This window comes from Microlunatus spumicola (assembly GCF_039536445.1).
Lineage (GTDB): Bacteria > Actinomycetota > Actinomycetes > Propionibacteriales > Propionibacteriaceae > Microlunatus > Microlunatus spumicola.
Map to the genome: position 1 here is coordinate 1,538,159 of NZ_BAAAYR010000001.1, position 25,798 is coordinate 1,563,956.

The 25,798-nt window shown below is 73.7% G+C and carries 28 protein-coding genes and 1 pseudogene; 10 read left to right on the top strand and 19 right to left on the bottom strand.

What is annotated here, in order from left to right:
• Positions 1–4: 4 nt before the first annotated feature.
• The 4 genes from frr to rpsB all read right to left on the bottom strand — a co-directional run bounded on the left by frr (position 5) and on the right by rpsB (position 3,351).
• Positions 5–526 (bottom strand): ribosome recycling factor, encoded by a 522-nt coding sequence (gene frr / locus ABD665_RS07000; protein WP_204914059.1) that lies wholly within the window; start codon positions 524–526, stop codon positions 5–7.
• Positions 527–658: 132 nt separating this feature from the next.
• On the bottom strand, positions 659–1,372 hold the full coding sequence (gene pyrH, locus ABD665_RS07005; protein WP_204911613.1) for a UMP kinase: 714 nt from the start codon (positions 1,370–1,372) through the stop codon (positions 659–661).
• Between the two features lie 151 nt (positions 1,373–1,523).
• On the bottom strand, positions 1,524–2,345 hold the full coding sequence (gene tsf, locus ABD665_RS07010; RefSeq protein WP_204911612.1) for a translation elongation factor Ts: 822 nt from the start codon (positions 2,343–2,345) through the stop codon (positions 1,524–1,526).
• A 64-nt stretch (positions 2,346–2,409) separates the two neighbouring features.
• Positions 2,410–3,351: a 30S ribosomal protein S2 gene (gene rpsB / locus ABD665_RS07015; RefSeq protein WP_204911611.1), complete on the bottom strand. Its 942-nt coding sequence runs from the start codon at positions 3,349–3,351 to the stop codon at positions 2,410–2,412.
• 324 nt (positions 3,352–3,675) lie between these two features.
• Here rpsB and ABD665_RS07020 point away from each other — a divergent pair, with 324 nt between their 5' ends.
• Positions 3,676–4,818, top strand: coding sequence for a peptidoglycan DD-metalloendopeptidase family protein (locus ABD665_RS07020; protein WP_204911610.1), 1,143 nt, complete (start codon positions 3,676–3,678; stop codon positions 4,816–4,818).
• A gap of 80 nt (positions 4,819–4,898) precedes the next feature.
• Here ABD665_RS07020 and ABD665_RS07025 read toward each other — a convergent pair whose 3' ends face one another.
• Complete coding sequence (locus ABD665_RS07025; protein WP_204914057.1) at positions 4,899–5,852, bottom strand: tyrosine recombinase XerC; 954 nt, start codon at positions 5,850–5,852, stop codon at positions 4,899–4,901.
• 117 nt (positions 5,853–5,969) lie between these two features.
• Between ABD665_RS07025 and ABD665_RS07030 the strand changes: the two genes are divergently transcribed.
• Positions 5,970–7,103 (top strand): beta-propeller fold lactonase family protein, encoded by a 1,134-nt coding sequence (locus ABD665_RS07030; protein ID WP_204911609.1) that lies wholly within the window; start codon positions 5,970–5,972, stop codon positions 7,101–7,103.
• Entirely contained in the window at positions 7,100–7,753 is a 654-nt protein-coding gene (gene def / locus ABD665_RS07035) for a peptide deformylase (protein WP_204911608.1), read from the top strand. Before ABD665_RS07030 ends, def begins: the two co-directional genes overlap by 4 nt.
• A gap of 208 nt (positions 7,754–7,961) precedes the next feature.
• Here the strand turns inward: def and ABD665_RS07040 are convergent, their stop codons facing one another.
• On the bottom strand, positions 7,962–8,771 hold the full coding sequence (locus ABD665_RS07040; protein WP_204911607.1) for a TrmH family RNA methyltransferase: 810 nt from the start codon (positions 8,769–8,771) through the stop codon (positions 7,962–7,964).
• A 102-nt stretch (positions 8,772–8,873) separates the two neighbouring features.
• Between ABD665_RS07040 and ABD665_RS07045 the strand changes: the two genes are divergently transcribed.
• The 3 genes from ABD665_RS07045 to ABD665_RS07055 are packed head-to-tail and all read left to right on the top strand — an operon-like array spanning position 8,874 to position 10,604.
• Positions 8,874–9,476 (top strand): hypothetical protein, encoded by a 603-nt coding sequence (locus tag ABD665_RS07045; protein ID WP_204911606.1) that lies wholly within the window; start codon positions 8,874–8,876, stop codon positions 9,474–9,476.
• Positions 9,473–10,030: a hypothetical protein gene (locus ABD665_RS07050; RefSeq protein ID WP_204911605.1), complete on the top strand. Its 558-nt coding sequence runs from the start codon at positions 9,473–9,475 to the stop codon at positions 10,028–10,030. Before ABD665_RS07045 ends, ABD665_RS07050 begins: the two co-directional genes overlap by 4 nt.
• 22 nt (positions 10,031–10,052) lie before the next feature.
• On the top strand, positions 10,053–10,604 hold the full coding sequence (locus ABD665_RS07055) for a YbaK/EbsC family protein (RefSeq protein ID WP_204911604.1): 552 nt from the start codon (positions 10,053–10,055) through the stop codon (positions 10,602–10,604).
• A gap of 3 nt (positions 10,605–10,607) precedes the next feature.
• Here ABD665_RS07055 and ABD665_RS07060 read toward each other — a convergent pair whose 3' ends face one another.
• The 4 genes and pseudogenes from ABD665_RS07060 to ABD665_RS07075 form a co-directional block, all read right to left on the bottom strand.
• Positions 10,608–11,378 (bottom strand): TSUP family transporter, encoded by a 771-nt coding sequence (locus tag ABD665_RS07060; RefSeq protein ID WP_204911603.1) that lies wholly within the window; start codon positions 11,376–11,378, stop codon positions 10,608–10,610.
• A 269-nt stretch (positions 11,379–11,647) separates the two neighbouring features.
• Positions 11,648–12,634, bottom strand: a pseudogene (locus tag ABD665_RS07065) (SPFH domain-containing protein); the annotation flags it as partial.
• Between the two features lie 200 nt (positions 12,635–12,834).
• Positions 12,835–13,305 (bottom strand): NfeD family protein, encoded by a 471-nt coding sequence (locus tag ABD665_RS07070; protein WP_344741597.1) that lies wholly within the window; start codon positions 13,303–13,305, stop codon positions 12,835–12,837.
• A 70-nt stretch (positions 13,306–13,375) separates the two neighbouring features.
• A complete protein-coding gene (locus ABD665_RS07075; RefSeq protein ID WP_204911602.1) occupies positions 13,376–14,158 on the bottom strand; it encodes an ATP-binding cassette domain-containing protein in 783 nt (260 codons plus the stop codon).
• A gap of 131 nt (positions 14,159–14,289) precedes the next feature.
• Here ABD665_RS07075 and ABD665_RS07080 point away from each other — a divergent pair, with 131 nt between their 5' ends.
• Positions 14,290–14,991 (top strand): hypothetical protein, encoded by a 702-nt coding sequence (locus tag ABD665_RS07080; RefSeq protein ID WP_204911601.1) that lies wholly within the window; start codon positions 14,290–14,292, stop codon positions 14,989–14,991.
• A gap of 7 nt (positions 14,992–14,998) precedes the next feature.
• On the opposite strand, the gene ABD665_RS07085 is transcribed toward ABD665_RS07080, so the two are convergent.
• The 3 genes from ABD665_RS07085 to ABD665_RS07095 form a co-directional block, all read right to left on the bottom strand.
• Positions 14,999–15,805: a methyltransferase domain-containing protein gene (locus ABD665_RS07085; protein ID WP_204911600.1), complete on the bottom strand. Its 807-nt coding sequence runs from the start codon at positions 15,803–15,805 to the stop codon at positions 14,999–15,001.
• Positions 15,802–16,428, bottom strand: coding sequence for a hypothetical protein (locus ABD665_RS07090; RefSeq protein ID WP_204911599.1), 627 nt, complete (start codon positions 16,426–16,428; stop codon positions 15,802–15,804). Before ABD665_RS07090 ends, ABD665_RS07085 begins: the two co-directional genes overlap by 4 nt.
• 161 nt (positions 16,429–16,589) lie before the next feature.
• Positions 16,590–17,063 (bottom strand): MarR family transcriptional regulator, encoded by a 474-nt coding sequence (locus ABD665_RS07095; RefSeq protein ID WP_204911598.1) that lies wholly within the window; start codon positions 17,061–17,063, stop codon positions 16,590–16,592.
• A gap of 42 nt (positions 17,064–17,105) precedes the next feature.
• Here ABD665_RS07095 and ABD665_RS07100 point away from each other — a divergent pair, with 42 nt between their 5' ends.
• Positions 17,106–18,011 (top strand): alpha/beta hydrolase fold domain-containing protein, encoded by a 906-nt coding sequence (locus ABD665_RS07100; RefSeq protein WP_204911597.1) that lies wholly within the window; start codon positions 17,106–17,108, stop codon positions 18,009–18,011.
• 36 nt (positions 18,012–18,047) lie between these two features.
• Here the strand turns inward: ABD665_RS07100 and fabI are convergent, their stop codons facing one another.
• Positions 18,048–18,818: an enoyl-ACP reductase FabI gene (gene fabI / locus ABD665_RS07105; RefSeq protein ID WP_204911596.1), complete on the bottom strand. Its 771-nt coding sequence runs from the start codon at positions 18,816–18,818 to the stop codon at positions 18,048–18,050.
• Positions 18,819–19,065: 247 nt separating this feature from the next.
• The gene (locus tag ABD665_RS07110; RefSeq protein ID WP_204914050.1) at positions 19,066–19,755 is read right to left on the bottom strand and encodes a 3-oxoacyl-ACP reductase FabG; all 690 of its coding nucleotides are present in this window, start codon (positions 19,753–19,755) and stop codon (positions 19,066–19,068) included.
• A gap of 206 nt (positions 19,756–19,961) precedes the next feature.
• Here ABD665_RS07110 and ABD665_RS07115 point away from each other — a divergent pair, with 206 nt between their 5' ends.
• Complete coding sequence (locus ABD665_RS07115) at positions 19,962–20,342, top strand: DUF3099 domain-containing protein (RefSeq protein ID WP_204911595.1); 381 nt, start codon at positions 19,962–19,964, stop codon at positions 20,340–20,342.
• Complete coding sequence (locus tag ABD665_RS07120; protein WP_344741604.1) at positions 20,339–20,575, top strand: hypothetical protein; 237 nt, start codon at positions 20,339–20,341, stop codon at positions 20,573–20,575. Before ABD665_RS07115 ends, ABD665_RS07120 begins: the two co-directional genes overlap by 4 nt.
• Before the next feature lie 3 nt (positions 20,576–20,578).
• On the opposite strand, the gene moaA is transcribed toward ABD665_RS07120, so the two are convergent.
• The 4 genes from moaA to ABD665_RS07140 form a co-directional block, all read right to left on the bottom strand.
• A complete protein-coding gene (moaA, locus tag ABD665_RS07125) occupies positions 20,579–21,628 on the bottom strand; it encodes a GTP 3',8-cyclase MoaA (protein ID WP_344741946.1) in 1,050 nt (349 codons plus the stop codon).
• Between the two features lie 60 nt (positions 21,629–21,688).
• Entirely contained in the window at positions 21,689–22,258 is a 570-nt protein-coding gene (locus ABD665_RS07130; RefSeq protein ID WP_204911594.1) for a DoxX family membrane protein, read from the bottom strand.
• Positions 22,259–22,475: 217 nt separating this feature from the next.
• Positions 22,476–23,687, bottom strand: coding sequence for a xylose isomerase (gene xylA, locus ABD665_RS07135; protein ID WP_204911593.1), 1,212 nt, complete (start codon positions 23,685–23,687; stop codon positions 22,476–22,478).
• 80 nt (positions 23,688–23,767) lie between these two features.
• Entirely contained in the window at positions 23,768–25,741 is a 1,974-nt protein-coding gene (locus ABD665_RS07140) for a right-handed parallel beta-helix repeat-containing protein (protein ID WP_204911592.1), read from the bottom strand.
• Positions 25,742–25,798: the final 57 nt, after the last annotated feature.

Here is a 25,798-nt window from a genome sequence, read left to right on the forward strand (position 1 = left end):
TCGCTCAGACGTCGAGCAGCTCGGCTTCCTTGTGCTTGAGGACGTCGTCGACCTGGTCGACGTACTTCTTCGTCGCGGTGTCCAGCGCCTTCTCGGCGCGGGCCACCTCGTCCTCACCGGCCTCCTTGTCCTTGACCATCTTGTCGAGGGCGTCCTTGGCCGTGCGGCGCGAGCCGCGGATGGAGATCCGCGCGTCCTCGGCCTTGCTGCGGGCGAGCTTGATGTACTCCTTGCGCCGCTGCTCGGTCAGCTCGGGCAGGACCAGCCGGATCGAGTTGCCGTCGTTCGACGGGTTCACGCCGAGGTCGGACTCGCGGATGGCCTTCTCGATCGCCGGCAGCGAGCCGCGGTCGTACGGCGTCACGAGGACCATGCGGGCCTCGGGCACCTGGAAGCTGGCGAGCTGCTGGAGCGGGGTGTAGGAGCCGTAGTACTCGGCGGTGATCTTCGCGAACATCGCCGGGTGCGCCCGTCCGGTGCGGATGGCGGCGAACTCCTCCTTGGCGTACTCGACGGCCAGCTCCATGTTGGTGTCGGCGTCAGCCAGGATCTCGGCGGCGGTCACGGGTGGACTCCTTCGTACGGTCGTGCGCGTGGTGCTTGCGGATCCGGGCGCGGAGCTCCGGAGACGGTCCGGGTGCGCGTGCGGCGGGACGCCTCAGGCGTGGACGGACGTGCCGATCTTCTCACCCGACACCACGGCCACGATGCTGCCGGGGTTGTCGAGCCCGAAGAAGACCATCGGCAGCTTGTAGTCGCGGGCCATGCTGATGGCCGTCGCGTCGGCGACCTTGAGGTCCTTCGCGAGGTACTCGTCGTAGGTGAGCTCGTGGAACTTGACCGCCGTCGGGTCGCGGTGCGGGTCGGCGGAGTAGACGCCGTCGACGCCCTGCTTGCCCATCAGCAGCACGTCCGCGCCGACCTCGAGCGCGCGCTGGGCGGCGACCGTGTCAGTGGAGAAGTACGGCATCCCGGACCCGGCGCCGAAGATGACGACGCGGCCCTTCTCGAGGTGCCGCTCGGCGCGGCGCGGGATGTACGGCTCGGCGATCTGGCCCATGGTGATGGCGGTCTGCACCCGGGTCTGCACGCCCTCCTTCTCGAGGAAGTCCTGCAGCGCGAGGCAGTTCATGACGGTGCCGAGCATGCCCATGTAGTCGGCGCGGTCGCGGTCCATGCCGCTCTGCTGGAGCTCGGCGCCGCGGAAGAAGTTGCCGCCGCCGACGACGACCGCGACCTGGGTCCCGGCCTTGACGACCTCGGCGATCTGCGAAGCGAGCCCCTGCACGACGATCGGGTCGACCCCGACGCTGCCGCCGCCGAACACCTCGCCCGAGAGCTTGAGCATCACGCGTGCGTACGGTCCGGTCATCGGTGCCTCCTGGGTCGTGCTGGTGGTCGCCTGCTGGTGCTGACGTGCCCTGCGGCCCGCGAGCGCGGGCCTCGGCACGTCGACGTGCCCCTGGACGTGCCCTGAGCCTGCCGGAAGGACTCCGACAGGCTCAGGACGTGGTGCTCTCGGCTCAGGAGCCGGCGGCCTCGAAGCGGACGAACCGCTTGACCTTGACGCCGGCGGCCTCGAGCTGCTTGCCCACCGAGGTCTTGCCGTCGGTGACCGACGGCTGGTCGAGGAGGGCGACGTCCTTGAAGTAGGAGTTCACCCGGCCCTCGACGATGCGGGGGACGGCCTGCTCGGGCTTGCCCTCCTCCTTGGCCTGGGCCTCGGCGATGCGCCGCTCGTTCTCGACGAGGTCGGCGGGCACCTCGTCCCGGCTGAGGTAGGTCGGACGCATGGCGGCGATCTGCATCGCCACCGCGCGGGCGGCCGTCTCGTCGGCGCCGTCGTACTCGACGAGCACGCCGACCTGGGGCGGCAGGTCCGAGGCGCGACGGTGCAGGTAGACGACGGTCTTGCCGTCGAAGTACGCCGCGTTGCTCACCTCGAGCTTCTCGCCGATCTTGACGGCGAGGGCCTCGACGGCCTCGCCGACCGTCTGGCCGGACGGCAGCGCGGCGGCGTTGGCCGCCTCGACACCGGCGGCCTGGCTGGCGGCCACGGCCTTGACCGCGTCCGCGGCCAGGTCTTGGAACTCCTGGTTCTTGGCCACGAAGTCGGTCTCGGCCCCGAGCTGGAGCAGAGCGCCGTTCTCGTACGCCACGAGCCCGTTGTGCGCGGAACGCTCGGCGCCCCGCTTGGCCGCCTTGGCCTGGCCGTTGACCCGCAGGATCTCGACGGCGTTCTCGTAGTCGCCCTCGGCCTCGGTCAGGGCCTTCTTGCAGTCCATCATCCCGGCGCCGGTGGCGTCGCGGAGCTTCTTCACGTCAGCAGCAGAAATCGTCGCCATGCGGCGGTCCGTCCTTCGTCTTCGTCGTTCGGTCGTGCGGGGAGGTGGTGCGGGAGCGTCCGGCTCAGACGGCCGGGGCGGACTGGTCAGCCGCGTCGGGCTGCCACTCGCGCTCCTCGGTCACCTTGGCGTCGGCCTCGGCCTCGGCCTCGACGGCGGCCGGGCCGGGCTGCTCGTCACCGGGCACCGGGGCGGCGTCAGCGGCCGGCTCGGCGTCGGGGACGGACTCGGCCGGCTCCTGCGAGGCACCCAGGAGCTCGCGCTCCCAGTCGGGCATGGGCTCGACCTCGGCCTCGGCGCCGGTCTGCGAGCCGCCGGAGCGGGACACGAGGCCCTCGGCGACGGCGTCGGCCAGCACGCGGGTGAGCAGCGAGACGGAGCGGATCGCGTCGTCGTTGCCCGGGATCGCGAAGTCGACCTCGTCGGGGTCGCAGTTGGTGTCGAGGATGCCGATCACCGGGATGCGCAGCTTGCGCGCCTCGTCGACGGCGAGGTGCTCCTTCTTGGTGTCGACGATCCACACGGCCTGCGGGGTCTTGCCCATGTCCCGGATGCCGCCGAGGGTCTTCTCGAGCTTGTCCTTCTCGCGGCGCAGCCCGAGGAGCTCCTTCTTCGTCAGGCCCGAGGCCGCGACGTCGTCGAAGTCCATGACCTCGAGCTCCTTGAGGCGCTGGATGCGCTTCACGATGGTCCCGAAGTTGGTGAGCATGCCACCGAGCCAGCGGTGGTTCACGTAGGGCATCCCGACGCGCGTCGCCTGCTCGGCGATGGCCTCCTGGGCCTGCTTCTTCGTGCCGATGAAGAGGACCTGGCCGCCGCGGCCGACGGTGTCCTTGACGAACGCGTACGCGCGGTCGATGTAGGTCAGCGACTGCTGCAGGTCGATGATGTAGATGCCGTTGCGCTCGGTGAAGATGAAGCGCTTCATCTTGGGGTTCCAGCGACGGGTCTGGTGCCCGAAGTGGACGCCGCTCTCGAGGAGCTGGCGAGTGGTGACGACGGCCATGGCCGTTTCCTCTCCTTGCCGGCGCACGGGAGCGCCGACGTACGGTTGCCGAGCGTCGAGCTCTTCGACGCTCCCTGGTGCTCTCGACGGCCACCTGCCTGGCCGGAGCCAGGACCGTGGTGCCGCCCGGTCACGAGGTGACCGGAGGAGGGCACGCGAAGTCAGGCCCAGGTGGGCCTGCTGGTGCCAGAGTACCCGCCCTCCCCCACCCCTGCGAATCCGTGAACGGCCGTTCGTCCACAGGCCGTACGCCTGCGGCGAGGTTGTCCACAGGTGCCCCTCGACGGGCGGCACGGCCGCCCTGCGGACGACCATGATCCGGCCGTGACGCACAGCAGGCAGGAGGCCCGGGGGTGGTCCGGGCGACGCTCCGGGGCGCGGGTCGTGGTGGTGGTCGTCGGGGTGCTCGCGGTGCTGCTCGGCCTCCTGGGCCCGGGCGCGACGAGCCGGGCCGAGGCGGCGCCGGACGGTTCCGGGGACGCCCCGCTGCCCACGACGGGCGGGTGGCCGCTCGACGGGACGCCGACGGTCGAGCACGCCTTCGACCCGCCCGACCAGCCGTGGCTGGCCGGGCACCGCGGCGTCGACCTCGAGGCACGACCCGGCCAGCGGGTGCTGTCCCCCGCCGACGGCCGGGTGGTGTTCGTCGGGCGGGTCGGCGGCAAGCCGGTCGTGGTCGTCGACCACGGCGGGGTCCGCTCGACGTTCGAGCCCGTGGAGGCGTCGGTCCGGGTCGGCCAGCGGGTTCGTCAGGGGCAAGCGCTCGGGCGGGTCGGTCACGAGGCGCACTGCCAGGACCGCTGCCTGCACTGGGGGCTGAAGCGCGGCAAGGCCTACCTCGACCCGCTCGTGCTGGTGCAGGGACCGGCGTCGGCCGGTTCCGCGGGCACCCTGCGCCTCGTCCCGTCCTCGCGTCGGGCGGTGGTGGTCGCGGAGGCCCTCGCCCGGGAGGTGGCCCGCCGGGCGGTCGAGGCGGCGGCGACCGGCGGGACGGGGTTCGTGGGCGGCCCCTCCCTGCCCTCGTTGCCGGCCGGACCCGTCGGTGCGCTCGGTCCGCTCGGGCCGGCGGGCAGCCACGGCTTCGTCCACCCGGTCCCGGGCGCGGTGACCTCCCGCTTCGGGCGCCGCTTCCACCCCGTCCTGCACGTGTGGAAGCTGCACGACGGGACCGACTTCGGCGCCGCCTGCGGTACGCCGATCCGCGCCGCGTACGCCGGCCGCGTCTCGCGCCGGATCTCGAGCGTGGGCTACGGCAACCGGCTGTTCGTCGACCACGGGCAGGTCGACGGTCACCACGTCGTCACCGCCTACAACCACGCGGTCCGCTACGTCGTGGGCCCGGGCGCGCACGTCAGCCGCGGCCAGGTCGTCGGCTACGTGGGCCGCACCGGCTTCGCCACCGGGTGCCACCTGCACCTGATGGTCTGGCTCGACGACCGCATGGTCGACCCGATGACGTGGCTGTGACGGCGGCCGCCCGGTCGCGGGTGCGCGCCTCCGCACCTCGCCGCCGGCGTGTCTGGTGCGGGAGCGCGCAGCCGGCGCGGTCAGGCGCGGGGGTGGGCCTGGAGGTAGGCGGAGCGCAACCGCTCGTCCGTGACGTGGGTGTAGATCTGCGTGGTCGCGAGCGAGGCGTGGCCGAGGATCTCCTGGACGGAGCGCAGGTCGGCCCCGCCCTCGAGGAGATGGGTGGCCATCGCGTGCCGCAGGCCGTGCGGGCCGAGGTCGGGCGCACCGTCGACCATGCGCAGGGCGCGGTGCACGATCCGCCGCACCACCCGCGGGTCGATGCGTCCGCCCCGCTCCCCGACGAACAGCGCGTCGCCGGACGCGGGGACGGCCAGGCGCGGCCGGCCGCGGCCGAGCCAGGCATCCACGGCCACCAGCGCGGGCCGGCCGACCGGGACCGAGCGTTCCTTGGCGCCCTTGCCGAAGACGCGGAGCACGCCGCGGTCGCGGTCCACGTCGCCGGTACCGAGCCCGCACAGCTCGGCGACCCGGACCCCGGTCGCGTAGAGGACCTCGAGCATGGCGACGTCCCGCAGGCCGACGGGGCCGTCGTCCTCGCGCGCGACGGCGAGGGCGTCCCGCAGCAGCTGGTCGGCCTCGGCCTGGCTGAGGGTGGCGGGCAGGCGCCGGTGCGGCCGGGGCGAGCGGAGGGCGGCGGAGGGGTCCCGGACGAGGCGCCCGCTCTGCTCGGCCCAGCGGAAGAAGCCGTGGACGGCGGCCGAGCGGCGCTGCATCGTGGTCCGGGCGCGACCGGCCGCCTGCTGGGCGGCGAGCCAGGCCCGCAGGTCGCGCAGGTCCACGTCGGCGAGGTCGACCACGCCACGGCCGACGAGGTGGTCGAGCAGGCCGAGGAGGTCGGTGCGGTAGGCCCGCAGGGTGTGGGCCGACAGCCCGCGCCGCAGCCGGAGCTCGCGCAGGTAGTCCTCGAGCGGGTCGAGGAGCGCGGCGGGCAGCGGGTCGGGCGCGATCGGGTCGTCGCCCGGAGCGCTCAGCGCCTCCGCGCCGACCTCTGCACCCGCCTCCACGTCCACCCCGTCACTGTGGGCGCGGAGGTCGGCCTGGGCAAGGCGCCACCCCGCTCGCCGGGCCGGGCGTGGTACGGCTGGTCCGTGAGCCGGCCGACGAGAACGCGTGCGACGCCGCTGCCCGGGCGGGTGGTCGTCGGGGGCTACAGCCTCGGGCCGGACGGCGACGGGCCGGAGGCGGGCACGGGGCTGCGGGTGCTGGACCTCGTACGCGGTCCCGGGACCGGCGGGACGGACGGGCCGGCGTACGTCGCGGTCGGGCACGCGGCCCTGGCCTCCCCCACCTGGGCGGTGCCGCACCCGCACCGGCCGTGGCTGGTGAGCGTGGGCGAGACGAACCCCTCGGAGGTGGTCTGCACCCGGTTGGAGCCGGACGGCACCCTCACCGTCCTCGGGCGGGCGACGACCGGGGGCAACGGCGGCTGCCACCTGGCGCTCACGGCGGACGGGCGGCGGGCGGTCGTGGCGCACTACGGCAGCGGCACGGTGGAGAGCTTCGCGCTCGACGACGACGGCCGCGTCAGCGGTCCGCTCGACCGGTTCACCTCCCGGGCGCCGCTCGGGCCCGACCCCGAGCGGCAGGACGGGCCGCACGCCCACCAGGTCGTCCTCGACCCCGGCCGGGCCGACGAGCTCCTCGTCTGCGACCTCGGCACCGACCGGGTCCACCGGCTCCGGCTCGCGGCCGACGGCCGGCTCTCCGAGGCGGCGCCCGCGCTGGTGCTGCCCCCGGGCTTCGGACCTCGGCACCTGGTGGTGGCGGGAGACGTCCTGGTCGTGGTCGGCGAGCTGGCCGCGGAGCTCTGGGTCGGCCTGCGGGACGAGGACGGCTGGCGCCCGTCGCAGACGGTCCCCACCACCCGGCGGAGGGCGACCGGGCGGGACGGAAGCACGGTCCCGGCCGAGCCCTCCGCCCTGCGTCTCGCCGGCGACCGCGTGGTGGTCGCCACCCGCGGACCCGACACGGTGGGCGTCTTCGCCCTCGACCGCGGGCGCGGCACGGTGGAGCCGCTCGGCGAGGTGTCGTGCGGCGGGCGGCACCCGCGGGACCTCGTCGTCGCCGACGGGCTGGTCTGGGTGGCCGACCAGGAGTCCGACGAGGTGGTCGTGCTCGACCTGGAGGCGGCCGCGTCGGGCCGGGAGGTCGCGCCCGTGCTGCGGTTCGCGGCGCCCAGGCCCGCCTGCCTCGTCCTTCTCGCGGACAGCGACGGCACATGACCGACCCGGCGGAGGGGGCTAATCTGCCCGCCGTGGACGACGATCTCACGACGGGCGGCCGGGTGCTGCCGATCACCCGCTGGGGCACCCCGGTGATGCACGCGACGGTGAAGCCGGTCGAGCAGTTCGACGACGAGCTGCGCACCCTCGTGCGCGACATGTTCGCGACCATGGAGGCCGCGTCCGGCGTCGGCCTCGCGGCCAACCAGGTCGGCCGCGACCTCGCCGTCTTCGTCTACGACTGCCCCGACGACGCGGAGGTCCGCCATGTCGGCGTCGTCTGCAACCCCGTCGTCGAGCTGCCGGAGGGCAAGGAGCGCAACCTCGACGCCGCGGACGAGGGCTGCCTGTCCTACCCGGGCGCGTACGAGACGCTCGCGCGCCCCGACCATGCGATCTGCCGCGGGCAGGACGTCGACGGCTCCCCCGTCGAGATCCACGGCGACGGGCTGCTGGCGCGCTGCCTGCAGCACGAGACGGACCACCTCAACGGGATCGTGTTCGGCGACCGGCTGTCCGGGCGAGCCCGCAAGAAGCTGCGCGTCCAGCACGACGACCTCGCCCCCCGCTACCCCGCCGACTGGCCGGTCTCGCCCCGCCTCGGCCCGGCGCCCGAGGACGAGGACGACGACGAGGACGCCGAGCTCTAGCCGGCGTCGCGGCGCGAAGGCGTCGGCAGCTGCCGGCCCGTCCGAAGAGCGCGGGCACGAGGCACACCGTTGGCCTCGAGGCACACCGTGCACGGTGTGCCTCGACAGAGAAGGTGTGCTCCGACCACGACGGTGTGCGTCGGCGAAGGGTGTGCCTCCGCGAGGCGGGTCCCGGACACCCGAGGCCGGCCCACCTGCCGCAGGGCAGCTAGCTCGCGCTGCGCGGGGCCAGGGCGTAGCAGGCGATGGCGGCTGCGGCGGCCACGTTGAGCGAGTCGATGCCCGCCCGCATGGGGATCCGCGCCCGGACCGTGGCGCTCGAGGCCCAGTGGTCGGACAGGCCCGCGCCCTCGGTGCCCATCAGCACCGCGACCTTGCCGCCGACGAGCCGCGCGGCCACCCGGTCCAGGTCCTCGCTGTCGTCGGCCAGCGTCAGAGCGACGGTGGTGAACCCGGCGTCGGCCAGCAGGCCCGGCGCCTCCCGCCAGCCCGGCAGCCGGGTCCAGGGCAGGGAGAAGACGGCACCCATGCTGACCTTCACGGCCCGGCGGTAGAGCGGGTCGGCGCAGCGGGGGGACAGCAGCGCGCCCTGCCAGCCGAGCCCGGCGGCGCTGCGCAGGACCGCACCGACGTTCGTGTGGTCGACCACGTCCTCCAGCACGACCACGCGGTCGAGGGCCAGCAGGTCCGCCAGCGGCGGCAGGTCACCCCGGTGCAGCGACGCCAGCGCGCCCCGGTGCACGTGGAACCCGGTGACCTGCTCGGCCACGGCCTCGTCCACGACGTAGACCGGCACGTCGGGCCACCGCGCCAGCACGTCAGCCAGGCCCGGCAGCCACCGCGGCGCCAGCAGGAACGAGCGCGGCCGGTGGCCGGCCTCGACCGCCCGCCGGATGACCTTCTCGCCCTCCGCGATGAACAGCCCGCGCTCGGACTCGAGGCTGCGTCGCAGCGACGACTCGCGGAGCCGGACGTAGTCGCCGAGCCTCGGGTCGTCGGGCCCCACCTCCACCTGCACCCCGTCATCCTGCCCGGTCCGCGACGACCCGCCGTCCGATGGGCCGACGCCGACAAGCCTGCAGCCTTGCTCAGGATCGGAGCAAGGCTCTAGGCTTGTCGTATGCCCTACGTGCTGACGGTGGACCAGCACGGCTCGCAGCGCACGGCGGACGCCGTGGACGCGGCCGTCGCCACGCTCGCGACGACGCCGACGCTCCTGGGCTTCCGCCGCACGGTGGGCGACGAGTTCCAGGGGCTGCTCGACGACCCGGTGTCGGTGCTCGCTGCCATCCTCTCCCTCATGCGGACGCAGCGGTGGCACGTGGGCCTGGGCGTCGGTCCGGTGGACCGACCCCTCCCCTCCGACGGTGACCCGACCCGGGCCCGCGGGCCGGCGTTCGTCGCGGCCCGCGCGGCCGTCGAGCGCGCCAAGGCCGACCCCCACCACCTCGGCGTCGTCGCACCCGGGGCGGACGAGGAGGCCGCGGACGCGAAGGCGGTCCTGGACCTGCTCGACACCGTCCGGCTGGGCCGTACGGACGCCGGCTGGGAGGTCGTCGACCTGGTCGGGGCCGGGCTCACGCAGGCCGCCGCGGCCGAGCGGCTCGAGGTCAGCCGGCAGGCGGTCCAGCAGCGCCTGCGGGCCGCCGGCTGGGCCGTCGAGGAGGCGGTGCGCCCGACCCTCGTCCGGCTGCTCGCCCGCACCGAGGCGGCCGCGCGATGAGCGGTCTCACGGTGGTCGGCGTCGTCGTCTGGTTCGTGCTGGGGCTCGTGGGCGTCCTGACGGGGTGGCGCGGGCTGCCGGCCGGCGCCACGCGCGCTCGGCTCGTCGTGGCCCTGGTCGGCGCGGTCCTCGGAACCGGCGCGGTCGCCCTCTTCGGGGCGTTCGGCGACGGCGCCTCCGGTCCGCTGGCCTGGTCGGCGGTCGGGGCGGGCGTCCTGGCCGCGGGAGCGCTCGGCCTTGTGGTCGTGCGCTGCGTCCTCGCCCTGGCCGCCGGCTCGGTGTCGACGCCGTCCCGCGTCCGGGCGACGGTGCTGCGCGGTGGGGCCTGGATCGGCGTGCTGGAGCGGCTGGCCCTCCTCGGGACGCTGCTCGCCGGCTTCCCGGCGGGCCTGGTCGCGGTCGTCGCCGTCAAGGCCTTCGCCCGCTACCCCGAGCTCAAGACGGCGCAGGCCACGGGCGCGATCGAGCGCTTCATTATCGGGACGTTCGCCTCGCTCGGCTGGGCGGCCCTGTGCACGGGCGTGGTCGAGGTGCTGCTCCGCGGCGCCTCCTGAACCGCCGTCCTAGGGTGAGGCCGTGCCCGCACCCACCCTCGGAACGTTGCCCTGGCGCCCCGCCCTCGAGCAGCTCGACCTCGTCGCGGCGCCGACCGCCGACACCCTCCGCAACGCCGACCCCGGCTGGGCGGCCGACTGCTTCGTGGCCGCCATCGACGAGGACCTGGCCGACACGGCCGCCTTCTGCGCGGCGTACGAGGTGCCGCTCGAGGCCTCGGCCAACTGCGTCGTGGTGAGCGGGCGGCGCGCCGAGACCACGACGCTGGCCGCGTGCCTGGTCCTGGCCACCGACCGTGCTGACGTCAACAAGGCCGTACGCCACCAGCTGGGGGTCCGCAAGATCTCCTTCGCGCCCATGGCCGAGGCCACGGAACGCTCGCAGATGGCGTACGGCGGCATCACCCCGGTCGGGCTGCCGTCGGAGTGGCCCGTCCTCGTGGACGACGCGGTCGTGGACCAGCCGTGGGTCGTCGTCGGCAGCGGCACCCGCGGCAGCAAGCTCCTGCTGCCGGGCGCCCGGCTGGCCCAGCTGCCCGGGGTGCACGTGATGCTGCTGCGCCAGGTCGGCTGAACCTCAGCGCAGCAGGTTGACGATCGCGGCCACGCCGACCGCGACGATCACCACGCGATAGACCGTGGGCGGCAGCCGCCGCCCGACCTTGGCGCCCAGCTGGGCGCCGAGCACCGCGCCGATCCCGATGGCGATCGCGACCGGCCAGTCGACGTCGCTGACGAGGATGAAGACGATCCCGGCGACGCCGTTGACCAGCATCGCCAGCACGTTCTTGAGGGCGTTGATCCGCGGCAGCGGCTCGTCGAGCCCGATGCCCAGGAGCCCGAGCAGCAGCACGCCCTGCGCCGCCCCGAAGTAGCCGCCGTAGACGCCCGTGCCGAGCACCCCGGCCCCGAGCCACAGCGGACCGCCGGGAGGACCGGCGACCGGGACCCCCGCGCGCTCACGCCGGGCCGCGACCCGGCGGGATAGCGCCGGCTGCAGCAGGACCAGCAGGCAGCCGATCCCGATCAGCACCGGCACGATCGCGGCGAAGGCCGAGGCCGGCAGGACGAGGAGCAGGATCGCGCCGGCGACGCCCCCGACCAGCGAGAGCGGCCCGAGCCGCAGGATCCGGGCGCGCTGGCCGGCGAGCTCCGGCCGCATCGCCCAGGCCCCGGCGAACGAGCCCGGCGCGAGCCCGATCGTGTTCGACACGTTGGCGACGACGGGCGGCACGCCGAGGGCGAGCAGGACGGGGAAGGTGATGAGGGTGCCGGAGCCGACGACCGTGTTGATGAACCCCGCCCAGACCCCGGCGAGGCCGACCAGGAGGAGGTCGGGCCAGGTCACCGCTGCACGCTAGCCGACCGTCGCGCCTGCCCGGACACGTCTGCGCCGCCCGGACAGGAGCCCGGACGGCGCAGAGGGTGGAGTGTGGAGAGGGACTAGCGGGGCTGACCCTCGGCCGCCTGCTCGACGCTGTCCGGCGACGTGGAGGCACCGGTCCCGACCGCGGCCTCGTACCCGGTGGGCGCGGTCGCGTTCTCCCGCCCGTCGGTGACCGCCGGCGTGCCGCCGGTCGGGCTGCCGCTGCTGTTCGACGTGGCGTGCGCCCGGACGCCGGGGCGCTCGAGCTCCGCCGCGGCGGCGATCGCCTCGGCGACGGTCCGGCGCGACGCCTCCTCGTCCTCGCGGGACTGCTGCTCGATCTCCGCCTGGACGTCGATCTTCGCCGGAGCGGTGAAGGTGCCGCTGGCCGCGGCCGGGATGCCGTTGCCCTGCGCGCCGGCGCCGCCACCCATGGCCTGGTTGACGACCCCGCCGAGGCCCTTGAGGGCGTCGTTCAGCTCGCTGGGGACGATCCACATCTTGTTCGCGTCGCCCTTCGCCAGCTGCGGCAGCATCTGCAGGTACTGGTACGACAGCAGCGCCTGGTCCGGCTGGCCGGCGTGGATCGCGTTGAACACGGTCCCGATGGCCTGCGCCTCACCCTCGGCCCGCAGCATCTGGGCCTGCCGGTCGGCCTGGGCGCGGAGCACCGCAGCCTCGCGGTCACCCTGCGCCCGCAGGATCGCGGACTCCTTCTCACCGCCGGCGGAGAGGATGTTCGACTGGCGCTGGCCCTCGGCGATGAGGATCGCGGCGCGCTTGTCGCGCTCGGCGCGCGCACCCTTCTCCATGGCGTCGCGGATCGTGGGCGGCGGCTCGATGGCCCGCAGCTCGACGCGGTTGACCTTGATCCCCCACTTGCCGGTCGCCTCGTCGAGGACGACACGCAGCTTCTGGTTGATCTCCTCGCGGCTGGTCAGGGTCTGCTCGAGGTCGAGCCCGCCGATGATGTTGCGGAGCGTGGTCTGGGTCAGCTGCTCGATCGCCTTGACGTAGTCCTGCGCCTCGTACGCGGCGCGCTCCGGGTCGACGATCTGGAAGTAGATGACCGAGTCGATCCCGACCATAAGGTTGTCCTCGGTGATCACGCCCTGCGGCGGGAACGGGATGACGTTCTCGCGCATGTCGAGGTTGTAGCGCACCTTGTCGAGCACGGGGATGAGCAGGTGCGGGCCGGGCTCGAGGGTCCGGTTGAAGCGACCGAGCCGCTCGACCATCCCGACCCGTTGCTGGCGGATCACGCGGATGGAGCTGGCGAGGATGAAGATCACCGCCAACGCGATGACGAGGGCGACGATCAGGGAAGTGCTGTCCACGGTCTGATTCCTCCTGGGACGAAAGATGTCCTGGAGTCCAGTGTGCCCCGAGCGGTGTCACGCGCCCCCGGAGCGGGGGCCGGTCAGGCCGGTCGGACGAGTCAGGCGATCTCGCCGTACTTGGGGTAGACCACCGCGATCGGTCCGTCGATCTCGTAGACCTCGATCTCGGTGCCCTGCTCGATGATCACGTCGGACGCGTAGGTGCGCGCCGACCAGGTCTGCCCGTCCACCTTGATCTCGCCGCTGCCGCGGTCGATCTGCGTCGTGGCCATCCCGCTGCTGCCGACCATCTTGTCGGTCGACGACCGGTAGCCGGGCGTCGCGCGGACCTTGGCCAGCACGCTCGGGCGCAGGAAGATCAACATCCCGGCGCTGACGCCGGCGCCGACGAGGATCTGCAGCACCCACAGGTCGGGGGCGATCGCGGCCGTACCGGCGGCGGCGAGGGCACCGACCGCGAGCATGATCAGCACGAGGTCGAGCGACACGACCTCCGCGACGGCGAGCAGCAGCGCCAGGCTCAGCCACAGGGCCCAGCCGTGGTCGCCGAGCCAGTCCGTCAGGTTCACCGTGCGCCTCCTGCTCCTGCGTGGACCTCCATGGTGCCAGCCGGGCCGAGCGCGGGCGGGTGCGACGCGTTCAGAGGGCCCGCGCCGACCATCGGCCGCCGCGCGACGTGAGCTCGACCTCGAGGTCGAAGGTCTCCCCCAGCCGCTGCGCGGTCAGCGTCGTCCCGACGGGCCCGGCGGCGACGACACGGCCCTGCTTCAGCAGCAGCACGTGCGTGACCCCGACCGGGATCTCCTCGACGTGGTGCGTGACCAGGACGGAGGCGGGGGCGTACGGGTCCGACGCGAGCGTGCCGAGCGTGCGCAGCAGGGTCTCGCGCCCGGTCAGGTCGAGCCCGGCGGACGGCTCGTCGAGCAGCAGGAGCTCGGGGTCGGTCATCAGCGCGCGGGCGATCTGGACGCGCTTGCGCTCGCCCTCGCTGAGCGTGCCGAACGTCCGGTCGGCCAGGTTGCTGATCGACAGCGAGGCCAGCAGCTCGTCGGCCCGCTCATGGTCGAGCTCGTCGTAGTCCTCGCGCCAACGACCCACGACCGCGTACGAGGCGGAGACCACGACGTCGTGCACCCGTTCGGAGCGCGGGATCCGCTCGGCGAGGGCGGCTGAGGTCAGCCCGATGCGCGGGCGGAGCTCGAAGACGTCGACGGTGCCCAGCACCTCGTCCAGCAGGCCGACGACGCCCGTGGTCGGGTGGATCTGCGCCGCGAGCAGCTGCAGGAGCGTGGTCTTGCCCGCACCGTTCGGCCCCAGGACGACCCAGCGGTCGCTCTCGTCGACGGTCCAGTTGATGTCGTCCAGCAGGACCGCGCCTCCCCGGACGACCCCAACCCCGGCAAGATCGACGACTGCAGCCACGTCGCGACCCTACCGGTCGGCAGATGTGCACAGAGTCGAGCGCTTTCCTTACCGGTCGGAACGCCCGCCCCCGGCTCCGCCGCCCGCGTACGGTGTGGGGCGTGGACGCCCCCCTGCCACCGGGATGCCGTGTGTCGCTACGGCTCGTCGTCAACCTCAACGCCGCCCTGCACTCGCAGCTCGCGGCCGAGCGCGCGGCCGCCGAGGTCATCGGTCCCGACGTCGCGCACCACCTCGTCGACCCCGACGGTCTGCTCGGTCTGGACCCGTTCCGGGCGACCGAGCTCGACGAGGGCTTCGGCCGGCTGCTCGAGGCCGAGCCCGACCGCTGGCTGCTCGCGCTGCCCGTGCCCGGCGCGCTCGGGCCGCTGCGGGGTCCGGTCGACCTCAACACCGCGGCCCTGGCCGCCGGCGAGGCCGCCGTCGCCGCGAGCGGTGGCATCGCCCTCGTCCCGCAGCGCGTCGGCCAGGCCGTCCAGTGGCGCGTGCACGCCGCCGCGCGGCCGTTCGCGCCGCCGACGCTCTACGAGGCCGAGCGCGAGCTCAGCGAGGCGGTGCTGCGGGCCGCGACGACGCTGACCCACCTCGACGTGGCGTCCGGCGCCCGGCCGCGCCTCGACCACGGCCCGGCGCTGGCCCCCGGCTACCCGCCGCGGGCCCGGCTCGCCGCCGACCGGGCCGCCCGGCTGCTCGCCGCGATCGACGAGGCCCTGACGAATGACGGGGCCGCGATCACCCTGCACGAGGCCGAGGTGCGCTCCCGCGAGCTGCGGGTCGTCCGCACCGCGGCCGGCCAGGCCCTCTGCGCCGCCGCCGGCTGGCCCGAGGTCTAGCGCCGGCTCACGGCCGTACGGCGAGCACCGCGTAGTCGCGCGGGCCACGCAGCGCCCGGACCACGAGCGCCTCGACCGGGGTCGGCGGACCCGCTTCCGGGTCGAGCGGCGAGTCGTCCGGGTGGAGCTTGCGGACCTCGACGTCGCTGAACCCGCTGGCCCCGACGAGGAATGACGTCAGCGCGGGCGGCATCGGCGACCGGTGCGTCGGGTCGAGGTAGAAGTTGCAGGCGCCCATCGTGAGGTTCGTCGGGTCGGGCGTCTCCAGCAGCAGGCGCCCGCCCGGCCGCAGGGCGTGCCGGGCCGCCTCGAACAGCGCCAGCAGCGTCTCCGTGCCGAGGTGCTCGACCAGGTGGAAGGCCGTCACGAGGTCCAGCGAACCCTCCTCGAGCCCGGCGAGGTACGCCACCGCGTCGGCCTGGACGACGTCGAGGCCGCCCTCCCGCCCGGCGGCGACGAAGTCCGCGTTCGCGTCGACGCCGCGCGCCGCGATCCCCTCGTCGCGGAGCAGCGTCAGCCACTCCGCCCGCCCGCAGCCCACGTCGAGGACCCGGGGTCCCGGCTCCTCCGCCCGGAGCACGAGACCGACGTCGACCAGGTAGGGCCGCAGCTTGGCGGTCACCTCGGCCCGCGACCCCCGGAACCGGTCGGCGAACTGCGCGTAGACCGCGGCGAACCGGGGGCCGGTGTCGTCCTCCCGGCCGCCCTCCCGGGCCGCCGCCTCCGCGCGGAGCGTGCCGACCTCCGCCTCGAGCTCGCGGACCCGGTCGGCGAGCGCGCGCACCTGCGCCTCGATCCCGTCCACGGGGCTCACGCGCCGCTCTCCGCGGTCGTCGCGTCGCCGCCGGTGGGTGCTCCCGCCACGTCCCGCGGTCCGTCCGGCTCGTCCCCGTCGTGCGGGATCTCCCGGAGCACGCGGGCCGGGACGCCGCCCACGATCGTGTACGGCGCGACGTCGCCCAGCACCACGGCCCCGACCGCGACCACGGCGTTCGCGCCGATCCGGCACGGCCCGACGAGGGTGGCGCCGCTGGACACCCAGACGCCCTCCTCGACGACGACGTCGTTGCCGGTCTTGGGGACGGCGGTCTGGCGCGCGGCTCCGAAGACCCGCCAGTCGTGCGTGCCCGTGAGCACGGACACGCCGTGGCCGAAGAACGCCCACTCCCCGACCGTGATCTCGCCCGAGGACAGGTTGAACAGGGCGTCGTTCACCACGGCCGTCTCCGCGACGTGGAGCTTGGCCGGGTCGCCGTACACCCGGGGCGTGAAGAGCGACCGGTCCTCCGTCGGGAGGTGCCCGTCCCCGCCGGCCTGCTCGTCGTCGGTCCGACCGTCCTGCGCCTGACCGGCCTCGCCGGACCAGGCCGTCAGGCCCGACCCGACGCGGGCGGCGGCCCTCCGCAGACCCGCCAGCAGCTCCTCGGCCACGCCCATCGCCCCGCTCCTCCCGCCGTCCGGAGCACGCACTCTGCCAGCGGGCGGTCGCGGACCCGCAGGGGCGTTCAGGCGGACGCCGGCCGGACGGCGCGGAGCGCGGAGGTCAGTGGCACCCGTACGAGCGCTCGTTCAGCCGGACGACAGGTCCGCCGGCTGGGTCAGCCTGTGGGGACGCCGACCCGGCCGGCCTCCAGCGACGCGCGGAGCCGGGCGAGGAAGGCACCGGCGGCCACGAGGTCGTCCGGCGACGACGCGTCGCCGAGGAGGGCGGCGAGCTCCCGGGTGAAGGTCACGTCGGCCTCTCCTGCGAGCCGGGCACCCTCCGTGGTCAGCTCGATCAGCGAGCTGCGCCGGTCGGCCGGGTTGGGTGTGCGCCGCACCCAGCCGCTGCGCTCGAGCCGGTCGAGGCTCTTGCTCGTCGCGCCGATCCCGATCGCGAAGGTCTCCGCGATGTCCGCGACCCGCGTCCCCGGGTGGGCACGGAGGTGGCGCAGCAGCTCGAACTGCGACGTGACGATGCCGTGGGCCTGCCGCAATCGGTCGTTGAGGTGGTTGTAGAGCCGGGTCTCGGTACGCACGAGGTCGTCGAAGACCTGCGCGAGCGCCGACCCGCCCCCCGATTTACATGCCACGGCATATGCTGTCTGGGAATCCATCCACGAGGAGACCTTCTCATGACCCAGCAGCAGCGCGTCGCCCTCGACGCCCGGTTCCGTCAGCCGCAGCCCGCCGTCCCGCCCACCCTCGAGGAGCTGCGCGACGGGTTCGCGGGGCTGATGGCGTCGCTCGGGGTCCCGAGCGGCTTCCGCGCGGACCCGACCACGCTCGGCCCGCGGCCCGCCCTGCACGTGCAGCCCGAGGAGGGTGGCCGTCCGGGCACGCTCCTCTACTTCCACGGCGGCTCGTACGTCATGGGGTCGCCCACGACGGCGCTCACCCTCACCGCGAACCTCGTGGTGCGGACGGGCGTCAGCGCGTTCTCGGTCGACTACCGGTTGGCGCCCGAGCACCCCTACCCCGCCGGGCCCGACGACGCGCTCGCGGCCTACCGCGCGCTGCTGGACGACGGCGTCGACCCCGCGACCGTCGTGCTGGCCGGCGACTCGGCCGGCGGCGGTCTCTCGGTGGCCACGTGCCTGGCCGCGCGGCGGGCCGGGCTGCCGACGCCCGCGGCGGTCGTCGCCTTCTCCGCGGGCCTGGACCTGACCCGCACGGGCCGGAGCATGACGACCAAGGCCGCGCTCGACCCGTTCTTCACCCGCGAGGGCTTCGACCAGACCGCGGCGCTCTACCTCGCCGGGCAGGACCCGGCCACGGAGCTGCTCAGCCCAGCCACGCTCGCCGACCTCACGGACTTCCCGCCGCTGCTGCTGCAGGTGGGCACGAACGAGATGCTGCTCGACGACTCGACGCGGCTGGCCGCGCGGGCGGTCGAGGCCGGCGTCGACGTGACGCTCGACGTCGTCGCGGGCGTGCCGCACGTCTTCCAGGCCTTCACCGGCCTGCTCGACGAGGCCGGTCAGGCGCTGGACCGGGCGGCGCTGTTCATCACCCAGCACCTGCCCGCGCCGGGCGCCTGACCCCACCCGGCCGTGGGCGAGGTCGGACGCCGACCGTCAGGAACCGGTGGAGTGCAGCCCGCCGTCGACGTGGATCATCTCGCCGGTGGTGCTGGGGAAGAAGTCGCTCAGGAGGGCGACGACGGCCCTGGCCGTCGGCTCCGGGTCGCGCGGGTCCCAGCCGAGGGGGGCCCGCGAGCCCCACACCGTGTTGAATTCGTCTGCCCCGCCGATGGCCTTCTTGGCCAGGGTCTCCAGCGGGCCGGCCGCGACCAGGTTCACCCGGACGCCCTCCGGGCCGAGGTAGCGGGCGAGGTAGCGGCTGGTGCTCTCCAGCGCGGACTTCGAGACGCCCATCCAGTCGTAGACCGGCCAGGACACGGTCGCGTCGAAGGTCAGCCCGACCACGGAGGCCGGGTTGGCCAGGACGGGCTTGCAGGCCATGGTCAGCGAGGTGAGCGAGTAGGCCGAGACCTGCAGCGCCTTGGCCACGTCGTCCCAGGGCGTGCTGAGGAACTTGCCGCCGAGCGCGGTCTCGGGGTTCGCGTACGCGAGCGAGTGCACGAGCCCGTCGAGGGAGTCCGTGTGCTCCCGCAGCTGGTCGGCGAGACCGGCGAGGTGCTCCTCGTTGGTCACGTCGACCTCGAGCAGCACCGGCTCCGGGTCGAGCTTGCGGATCACCCGCCTGGTCAGGCTCATCGCCCGGCCGAAGTTGGAGACGATGACCGTCGCGCCCTGCTCCTGCGCCACCCGCGCCACGGAGAACGCGATGGAGGTGTCGAGGGTGACGCCGGCCACCAAGATCGTCTTGCCGTCGAGGATGCCCATGAGGGTCGATCCTGCCCTACGGTCCCCGTCCGGGCAGAACGCTCCCGGCCGCCGGGCACCTACGCGGTCCGTCGAGCCGACGCGTACGCCCTCCAGGTCGGCACACCCTGGCTTCCGAGGCACACCGTCCTCACGGGGGCACACCGTGCAGGGTGTGCCTCGGCGAGAAAGGTGTGCCTCCGTCAGGACGGTGTGCCTCCGTCAGGACGGTGTGCCTCCGTCAGGACGGTGTGCCGCGGGAGCGGACCTAGTGGCCCATCCCGAGGCCACCGTCGACGGGGATGACGGCGCCGGTGACGTACGCGCCGCCCGGCCCGGCAAGGAACGCGACGGCCGCGGCGACGTCCTCGCTCCGGCCCATCCGGCCGAGCGGGATCTGGGCCTTGTAGCCCGCCACGGTCTTCTCGTCGAGGACGGCGGTCATGTCGGTCTCGACGAAGCCCGGGGCGACCACGTTCGCGGTGATGCCGCGGCCGCCGAGCTCGCGGGCGAGCGAGCGGGCCATGCCGACCAGGCCGGCCTTGGAGGTCGCGTAGTTCACCTGGCCCGCCGAACCGAGCTGCCCGACCACGGACGAGATCAGCACGATGCGGCCGGAACGCGCCCGGACCATCGGCCGGGCGGCCCGGCGCACGACGTGGAAGGTGCCGGTCAGGTTCGTCTCGATGACCGCGTCCCAGTCGTCCTCGCTCATCCGCATGATCAGCGTGTCGCGGGTGATGCCGGCGTTCGCGACCAGCACCTCGACCGGCCCCAGCTGGGACTCCACCGCGGCGAAGGCGGCGTCCACCTGCTCGGTGTCGGTGATGTCGCACTGCACGCCGAGGATCCCCGGGGGCACGTCGCCGCTGCGGTGGGTGGCCGCGACGCGGTAGCCCTCCGCCGCCAGGCGCTGGGCGATCACGCGGCCGATGCCGCGGTTGCCGCCCGTGACCAGGGCGACCCGACCCGGCTCGGGGGCGGGAGTCTCGGGCGCGGAGCTCTGGGCGGCGGGGTCCTCCGCGGCAGGGGTCTCGGGAGCGGCGTCGTCAGGAGCAGCGTTCGTCACGGCTGCACGGTAACGGTTGGGCCTCGACCCCGGCTGCCGGGAACTCTTCGCTGCGGCCCGAAACCGCGGGGCCCCCGCGGACGTAATGTCTGGGTATGGTCATCCCCGCGGGCGCGACGAACATCACGGACGCCCGCCCCGGGACGAGCGCGGAGATGTCCCAGCGGGTCCGGCGCTACACGATCACGATGGCCTTCCGCACCGTCTGCTTCCTGGTCGCGGTGATCTTCGCCCACGGGTGGCTGCAGTGGGTCCTCTTCGCCGGGGCCCTCTTCCTGCCCTACATGGCCGTGCTGCTGGCCAACCAGGCGAACACCAAGGGCCTCAGGAAGGTCGTCCGTCGGGGCGCCCCCGACGACGCCAAGCAGCTGACGGCAGGACCGGCCACGACGTACGTCGAGGGCGAGGTCATCGTGGACGACCAGGGCCGCGTGCACGAGCCCGTTGCGGACCGTCGCAAATACTGGGCGGCGTGAGCCTCTCGAACACCGCCCTGCCGCCCGTCGACCTGGTCTGCTCCGCCCGCGGCTGCACCGCGGCCGCGACGACGGACGTGCGGTGGAACAACGTCAAGATCCACACGCCGGAACGGCGTAAGCACTGGCTGGCGTGCGACGAGCACACCCCGACGCTCAGCGACTACCTGTCGGCGCGCGGGATGCTGCGCGAGGTCGTCCCCCTCGGCGACGAGGCGCCCGGCCCCGACTAGCGGTCAGCCGCCGATCGCCGACATCGGCCGGTCCGGCTGGAGGAAGCTCGGGTCGTCGATGCCGTGGCCGGGCTGCTTGCCCGCGACCGCCGTGACCCACGCGTCGGCGATCGTCGCGTCGTCGGCCCCGCCGCGCAGCAGCACGCGCAGGTCGGACTCCTCGCGCGCGAAGAGGCAGGTCCGGATCTGACCGTCGGCCGTGAGGCGGACGCGGTCGCAGGACCCGCAGAACGGCTGCGTGACCGAGGCGATCACGCCGACGGTCTGGTCGGTCCCGACCACACGGAACAGCTCGGCGGGCGCGCTCCCCCGGGCGGCGGCGTGGGCCGGGTCGACGACGAGGGAGAACTCGGTCCGCAGCCGCGCCAGCGTCTCGGCCGCGGTGACCATCTCCGTACGCCGCCAGCCGTGCTGCGCGTCCAGGGGCATCTGCTCGATGAACCGCAGCTGCACGCCCTCCTCGAGCGCCCAGCGCAGCATCGACGGCGCCTCGTGGTCGTTGACGCCGCGCATGAGGACGGCGTTGATCTTGACCGGGTCCAGCCCGGCGGCGCGGGCGGCGCGGACGCCTGCCAGCACGTCGGCGTGCCGACGGCGGCGGGTGAGCGTGGCGAACGTCTCCGGGTCCAGCGTGTCGAGCGAGACGTTGATGCGGTCCAGCCCGGCGTCCTTGAGCCCCTGGGCCCGCGAGGCGAGCCCGATGCCGTTCGTCGTGAGGGCGAGCACCGGGGCCGGGTCGAGCGCGGCCAGGCGGGCCACCAGGCCCTCCAGGCCCTTGCGCAGCAGCGGCTCGCCGCCGGTGAGCCGCACGGTGGTGATCCCGAGCCGCTCCGCGCCGATCCGGACCAGCCGGACGATCTCGTCGTCGTCGAGCAGCTCGTCGCGCGCCATCCAGTCCAGGCCCTCGGCGGGCATGCAGTAGGTGCAGCGCAGGTTGCAGCGGTCGGTGAGGGACAGCCGCAGGTCGGCCGCGACCCGCCCGTACGCGTCCGCGAGCCGACGCTGCGCGTCCGTGCCGGGGCGGGTCGTACGCAGGCCGGGCAGGCCGAGCAGGACGGTCACGCGGCCGAGTCTAGGCCGCGGTGACCATCCTGCTCGGGCATGCTCCGAGCCTCAGGAGGGGTCGTTGGGCGACTCGGCCTCGTCGATGGTCGTCTCGCTGACGACCTCGGGCGCTGGCCGGTTGGCCAGCTCGTTGCGGCGGGCGACGATGACCGCCGCCGCGGCGCCGACGGCACCCACGTACGCGACGGCCCGCATCCACGGCTTGTCGAGCACGTGGCCGGTGACCGCGTCGAGGGAGTAACGGCCGGCACCGGTGAGGGTGAGGGCCGTGCCGACCGCGGCGTACGCCAGCGGCAGCTCGGGCCCGCCGTCGGCGGCGTAGAACTTCTCGAAGCCGTGGAACGACGACGCGACGACCATGTTGCCGGTCAGCGCGGCGCCGGCCGGGCCGGTGCCGAGGCCGAGGGCGACCGCGAGGCCGCCGCCCATCTCGGCGACGCCGGCGAGCGTCGCGTTCCGCTTGCCGGGCGTGAAGCCGACCGACTCGAAGAAGCCGCCCGTCCCCTCGATGCCGTAGCCGCCGAACCAGCCCAGCAGCTTCTGGGCGCCGTGCGAGGCCGCAGCCGCGCCGAAGCCGAGGCGCAGGGCCAGCAGGCCCAGGTCGGTGCTCTTGCTCATGGTGTGCTCCTGTTCCGTGCCGCCAGCGGCGGCGCTGAGGGTCGTCCGACGACGCAGCACAGGGTCGTCGGGCGTGGGCCGAACGCTACGGCGTGCGGCGGGCGCCCGCGGCGCGGTCCGCCGATCGGCCCCGGAGGGACCGGGACCGGCGCAGACGTCCGGAGCGCACGCCGGCCCCGGTCCGACAGGACCGGGGCCGGCGCAGGGACCGCGTGGGTCAGGACGGCAGCTGGGCCGAGCCCGAGCGCACGCCGAGCAGGTGCTCCAGCGCCAGGCGCTGGATGCGCGCGAAGCCGTAGCCCCGGGTGCGACCCGCCTCGAGGTCGTAGTCCTCGAACGTCGACCGGTCGTCCAGCAGGTCCTGGTAGGTCTCGCCCTCGTTCAGGGTGGGCTCGGCCAGGGCGTAGACGCCGGACGCCTCCAGGGCCTCCTGGACCTCCGGGTCGGCGCGGAAGGACTGCGAGCGCTCCTTCAGCGAGAGGTAGAGCTCCATGTTGGCCAGCGCCGACTCCCAGACGCCCTCGATGCTCTCGGTGCGCAGCGGCTTGTAGTCGAAGTGCCGGTCGCCGTCGTACGTCGGGCCGCCGTTGGGGCCGCCGTTCTCCAGCAGGTCGACGGTCGAGAACGCCTGCAGCAGGTCGCCGTAGCCGAAGACCATGTCCTGGTCGTAGCGCGGGCCCTTCTGGCCGTTCAGGTCGATGTGGAAGAGCTTGCCCGCCCACAGGGCCTGCGCGATGCCGTGCGTGTAGTTGAGGCTGGCCATCTGCTCGTGGCCGGTCTCGGGGTTGATGCCGATCATGTCGGCGTGCTCGCACTCGTTGATGAAGGCGAGCGCGTGCCCGATCGACGGCAGCAGGATGTCGCCGCGGGGCTCGTTCGGCTTGGGCTCGATGGCGAACCGCATGCCGTAGCCCTTGTCGATCGAGTACTGCGCGAGCATGTCGATGCCCTCGCGGTAGCGGTCGAGCGCGCTGCGGACGTCCTTGGCGAAGTCGACCTCGGACCCCTCGCGCCCGCCCCAGAAGACGTAGATCTCCGCGCCGAGCTCGGCGGCGAGGTCCATGTTCCGCATGACCTTGCGGAGCGCGTACCGGCGCACCGCGCGGTCGTTGCTGGTGAAGCCGCCGTCCTTGAAGACCGGGTCGCCGAAGAGGTTGGTCGTCACCATCGGGACGGCCAGGCCGGTCTCGGCGAGCGCGGCCTTGAACTCGCTGATGATCGTGTCGCGCTCGGCGCTGGTGCTGCCCGGCGGCACCAGGTCGTCGTCGTGGAAGGTGATGCCGTACGCGCCCAGCTCGGCGAGCTTGTGCACGGCCTCCACCCCCGCCATGACCGGGCGGGTCGCCTCGCCGAAGAGGTCACGGGCCTGCCAGCCGACGGTCCACAGACCGAAGCTGAACTTGTCCTCGCGGGTGGGAACGGGAGCCATCTGCTTTTCTCCTGGAGTGGTTGAGGGGTGGTGCTGGTCGGTGGGGGCGACGGGCGCCGGGGTGGGTGCAGGCCAGCCTGTCACCACACCTGCGTGCGCTGGGAGCCGCCCTTCAGCGTGAGGAGCGGGCCGGCGGCGTAGCGCTGGCCGGCGTCCTTGGCCTGGCCCACGAGGTCGGCGTCGATGACCGCCGGGCGGCCGTCGGGGTCGTCGAAGTCCGCGTCGACGAACCGCACGGGCGGCAGGTCGGCCCCGGAGACGGCGACGACCGTCGTGTCGCCGAAGCCCTCCGGCAGGCGGGTCTCGAGGTGGACCGCGTCGCCCTCGGTGACGACCCGCACGCTGACGTCGCCCTCGAGCACGACGGCACCCTGCTCGGCCGCGTACGGCTCCGCGCCGCCGAGGTAGACGTTGTCGTGGATGTAGACGGGCTGCGGGACCGTGAACCGCTCGTGGTCGCCCTTCGTCGGGTCCCCGATCAGCACCCGGTACTCCTCCATCGAGGAGGGGTGGCCGTCGTAGCCCGCGGTGCCGTGGTGCGCGCTGCCCGGGAACCGGAAGTCCGTCCCGTAGGCGGCCGCCGTGTCGCCGCCGAGGAAGACGTTGCCGACGAAGCGGTCGTCGCCGCCCATGATCGCGGCGTAGCCGGCGACCTGCGTGCTGTGCGGCACGTGGTACGGCGTCGGCCGCTCCAGCACCGGCGAGAGCCACACGGTCCCGACGACGAGGTTGTTGACGTACGCGCCGCCCTGGCTGAACGACTCGAGCGAGACGGGCGAGGCGAAGAGGTTGTGGTCGACGAGGTACGGGCCGTGGCTCACCTCGACGAACAGGTCGCGCTTGTTGTCGTGGTAGACGTTCCGCGACACCCGGGTGCCCTGCGTCTGCCAGTCCAGCCAGGTGCCGAGCGAGCAGTCGTGGATGTGGTTGTGCCGGATGACGACGTCGAGCGCGGCGTGCAGCTTGATGCCGCCGATCTCGTAGCCGTAGAACTCGCGCTTGATCGCGATGTTGTAGATGTGGTTGTCCTCGATGGTGGAGAACACGCACCCGAGGTGGCCGACGATGCCGTTCTGGCCGCAGTCGAAGATCGTGTTGCGCCGGATCACGTGCGAGCCGATGTGCTCGCGGTCCCACCCGGTCTGCGCGGCGGTGAAGACGGACTCCAGCTGGTACTGGTAGCCCGGCTTGTCGCCGCGGACCGTGGCGAAGTTGTGCCCGGTCGAGGCCTCCTTGCCGATGGAGATCGCCGAGCACTTGGCGTCGTGGATGACGTTGTCCTCGATGACCCAGCCCTTGGCCCAGTTCGGCCCGATCAGGCCGGGCTGGTCGGCCGTCGGCGGGGCCCACGGGGTCGCGGCCTGGCAGAGCTCGAAGCCGCGGACGGTGATGTAGTCGACGTGGTGCTCGCGCGGGTAGAAGACCGAGCGGCGCACGTTGACCTCGACCAGCTCGGCGTTCGGGTCGGCGTCGCCGAAGTTCGCCCAGACCGTCGTGCTCTCGTCGCCCACCTCGGCGAACCACACCAGCTGCGTCTGGTCGGGGTCGCGCACGTGGTCGGGCGTCTTGGTCCAGTCGTCGTGGACCTCGGTGCGCCGCGGCGGGTCGGCCAGCTCGGCGCGCGAGGTGACCTCGTAGAAGCTGAGGCCGTTCAGGTAGACGTCGCCCAGGTGCTTCTTGGGCGTGCTCGGGTCGGCGTAGACGATCCAGTCGCCGTCCACCTCCTCGGCGAACGGGTTGAAGTCGCCGAACAGGCTGTTGGGCACGTCGACGGTCCAGACCGACCCGTCCTCGCGCCGCCAGCCGGTGACCTGCTCGGAGCCCTTGATCACGACGTGCTCGCCGGGGGCGGCGGCGTAGGTGATCCGGCGGTGGTCGCTGAGCCCGGAGAAGCGGGGGCTGACCCACTCGCGGTAGACGCCGGCGTGCACGAGGACGGTGTCCCCGGGCTGCGCGACCTGGGCCGCCGCGTCGATGCTCGCGAACGGGTGCTGCTCGGACCCGTCGGGGGTCTCGTCGGACCCGTCGCTCCTGACGTGCAGCTCCACAGGCATCTCGTACGACCTTTCGCGTTGTTCCCGTGAGTGGGGGTTCCCGGGGTGGGGTTCTCG

Excerpts from the sequence above, each read along its gene's own strand:
- frr (WP_204914059.1), bottom strand. The coding sequence starts at position 526 with ATGGAGCTGGCCGTCGAGTACGCCAAGGAGGAGTTCGCCGCCATCCGC.
- pyrH (WP_204911613.1), bottom strand. The coding sequence starts at position 1,372 with ATGACCGGACCGTACGCACGCGTGATGCTCAAGCTCTCGGGCGAGGTG.
- tsf (WP_204911612.1), bottom strand. The coding sequence starts at position 2,345 with ATGGCGACGATTTCTGCTGCTGACGTGAAGAAGCTCCGCGACGCCACC.
- rpsB (WP_204911611.1), bottom strand. The coding sequence starts at position 3,351 with ATGGCCGTCGTCACCACTCGCCAGCTCCTCGAGAGCGGCGTCCACTTC.
- def (WP_204911608.1), top strand. The coding sequence starts at position 7,100 with ATGACCGACCCGGCGGAGGGGGCTAATCTGCCCGCCGTGGACGACGAT.
- ABD665_RS07045 (WP_204911606.1), top strand. The coding sequence starts at position 8,874 with ATGCCCTACGTGCTGACGGTGGACCAGCACGGCTCGCAGCGCACGGCG.
- ABD665_RS07050 (WP_204911605.1), top strand. The coding sequence starts at position 9,473 with ATGAGCGGTCTCACGGTGGTCGGCGTCGTCGTCTGGTTCGTGCTGGGG.
- ABD665_RS07090 (WP_204911599.1), bottom strand. The coding sequence starts at position 16,428 with ATGGGCGTGGCCGAGGAGCTGCTGGCGGGTCTGCGGAGGGCCGCCGCC.
- ABD665_RS07100 (WP_204911597.1), top strand. The coding sequence starts at position 17,106 with ATGACCCAGCAGCAGCGCGTCGCCCTCGACGCCCGGTTCCGTCAGCCG.
- fabI (WP_204911596.1), bottom strand. The coding sequence starts at position 18,818 with ATGGGCATCCTCGACGGCAAGACGATCTTGGTGGCCGGCGTCACCCTC.
- ABD665_RS07115 (WP_204911595.1), top strand. The coding sequence starts at position 19,962 with ATGGTCATCCCCGCGGGCGCGACGAACATCACGGACGCCCGCCCCGGG.
- ABD665_RS07130 (WP_204911594.1), bottom strand. The coding sequence starts at position 22,258 with ATGAGCAAGAGCACCGACCTGGGCCTGCTGGCCCTGCGCCTCGGCTTC.
- xylA (WP_204911593.1), bottom strand. The coding sequence starts at position 23,687 with ATGGCTCCCGTTCCCACCCGCGAGGACAAGTTCAGCTTCGGTCTGTGG.
- ABD665_RS07140 (WP_204911592.1), bottom strand. The coding sequence starts at position 25,741 with ATGCCTGTGGAGCTGCACGTCAGGAGCGACGGGTCCGACGAGACCCCC.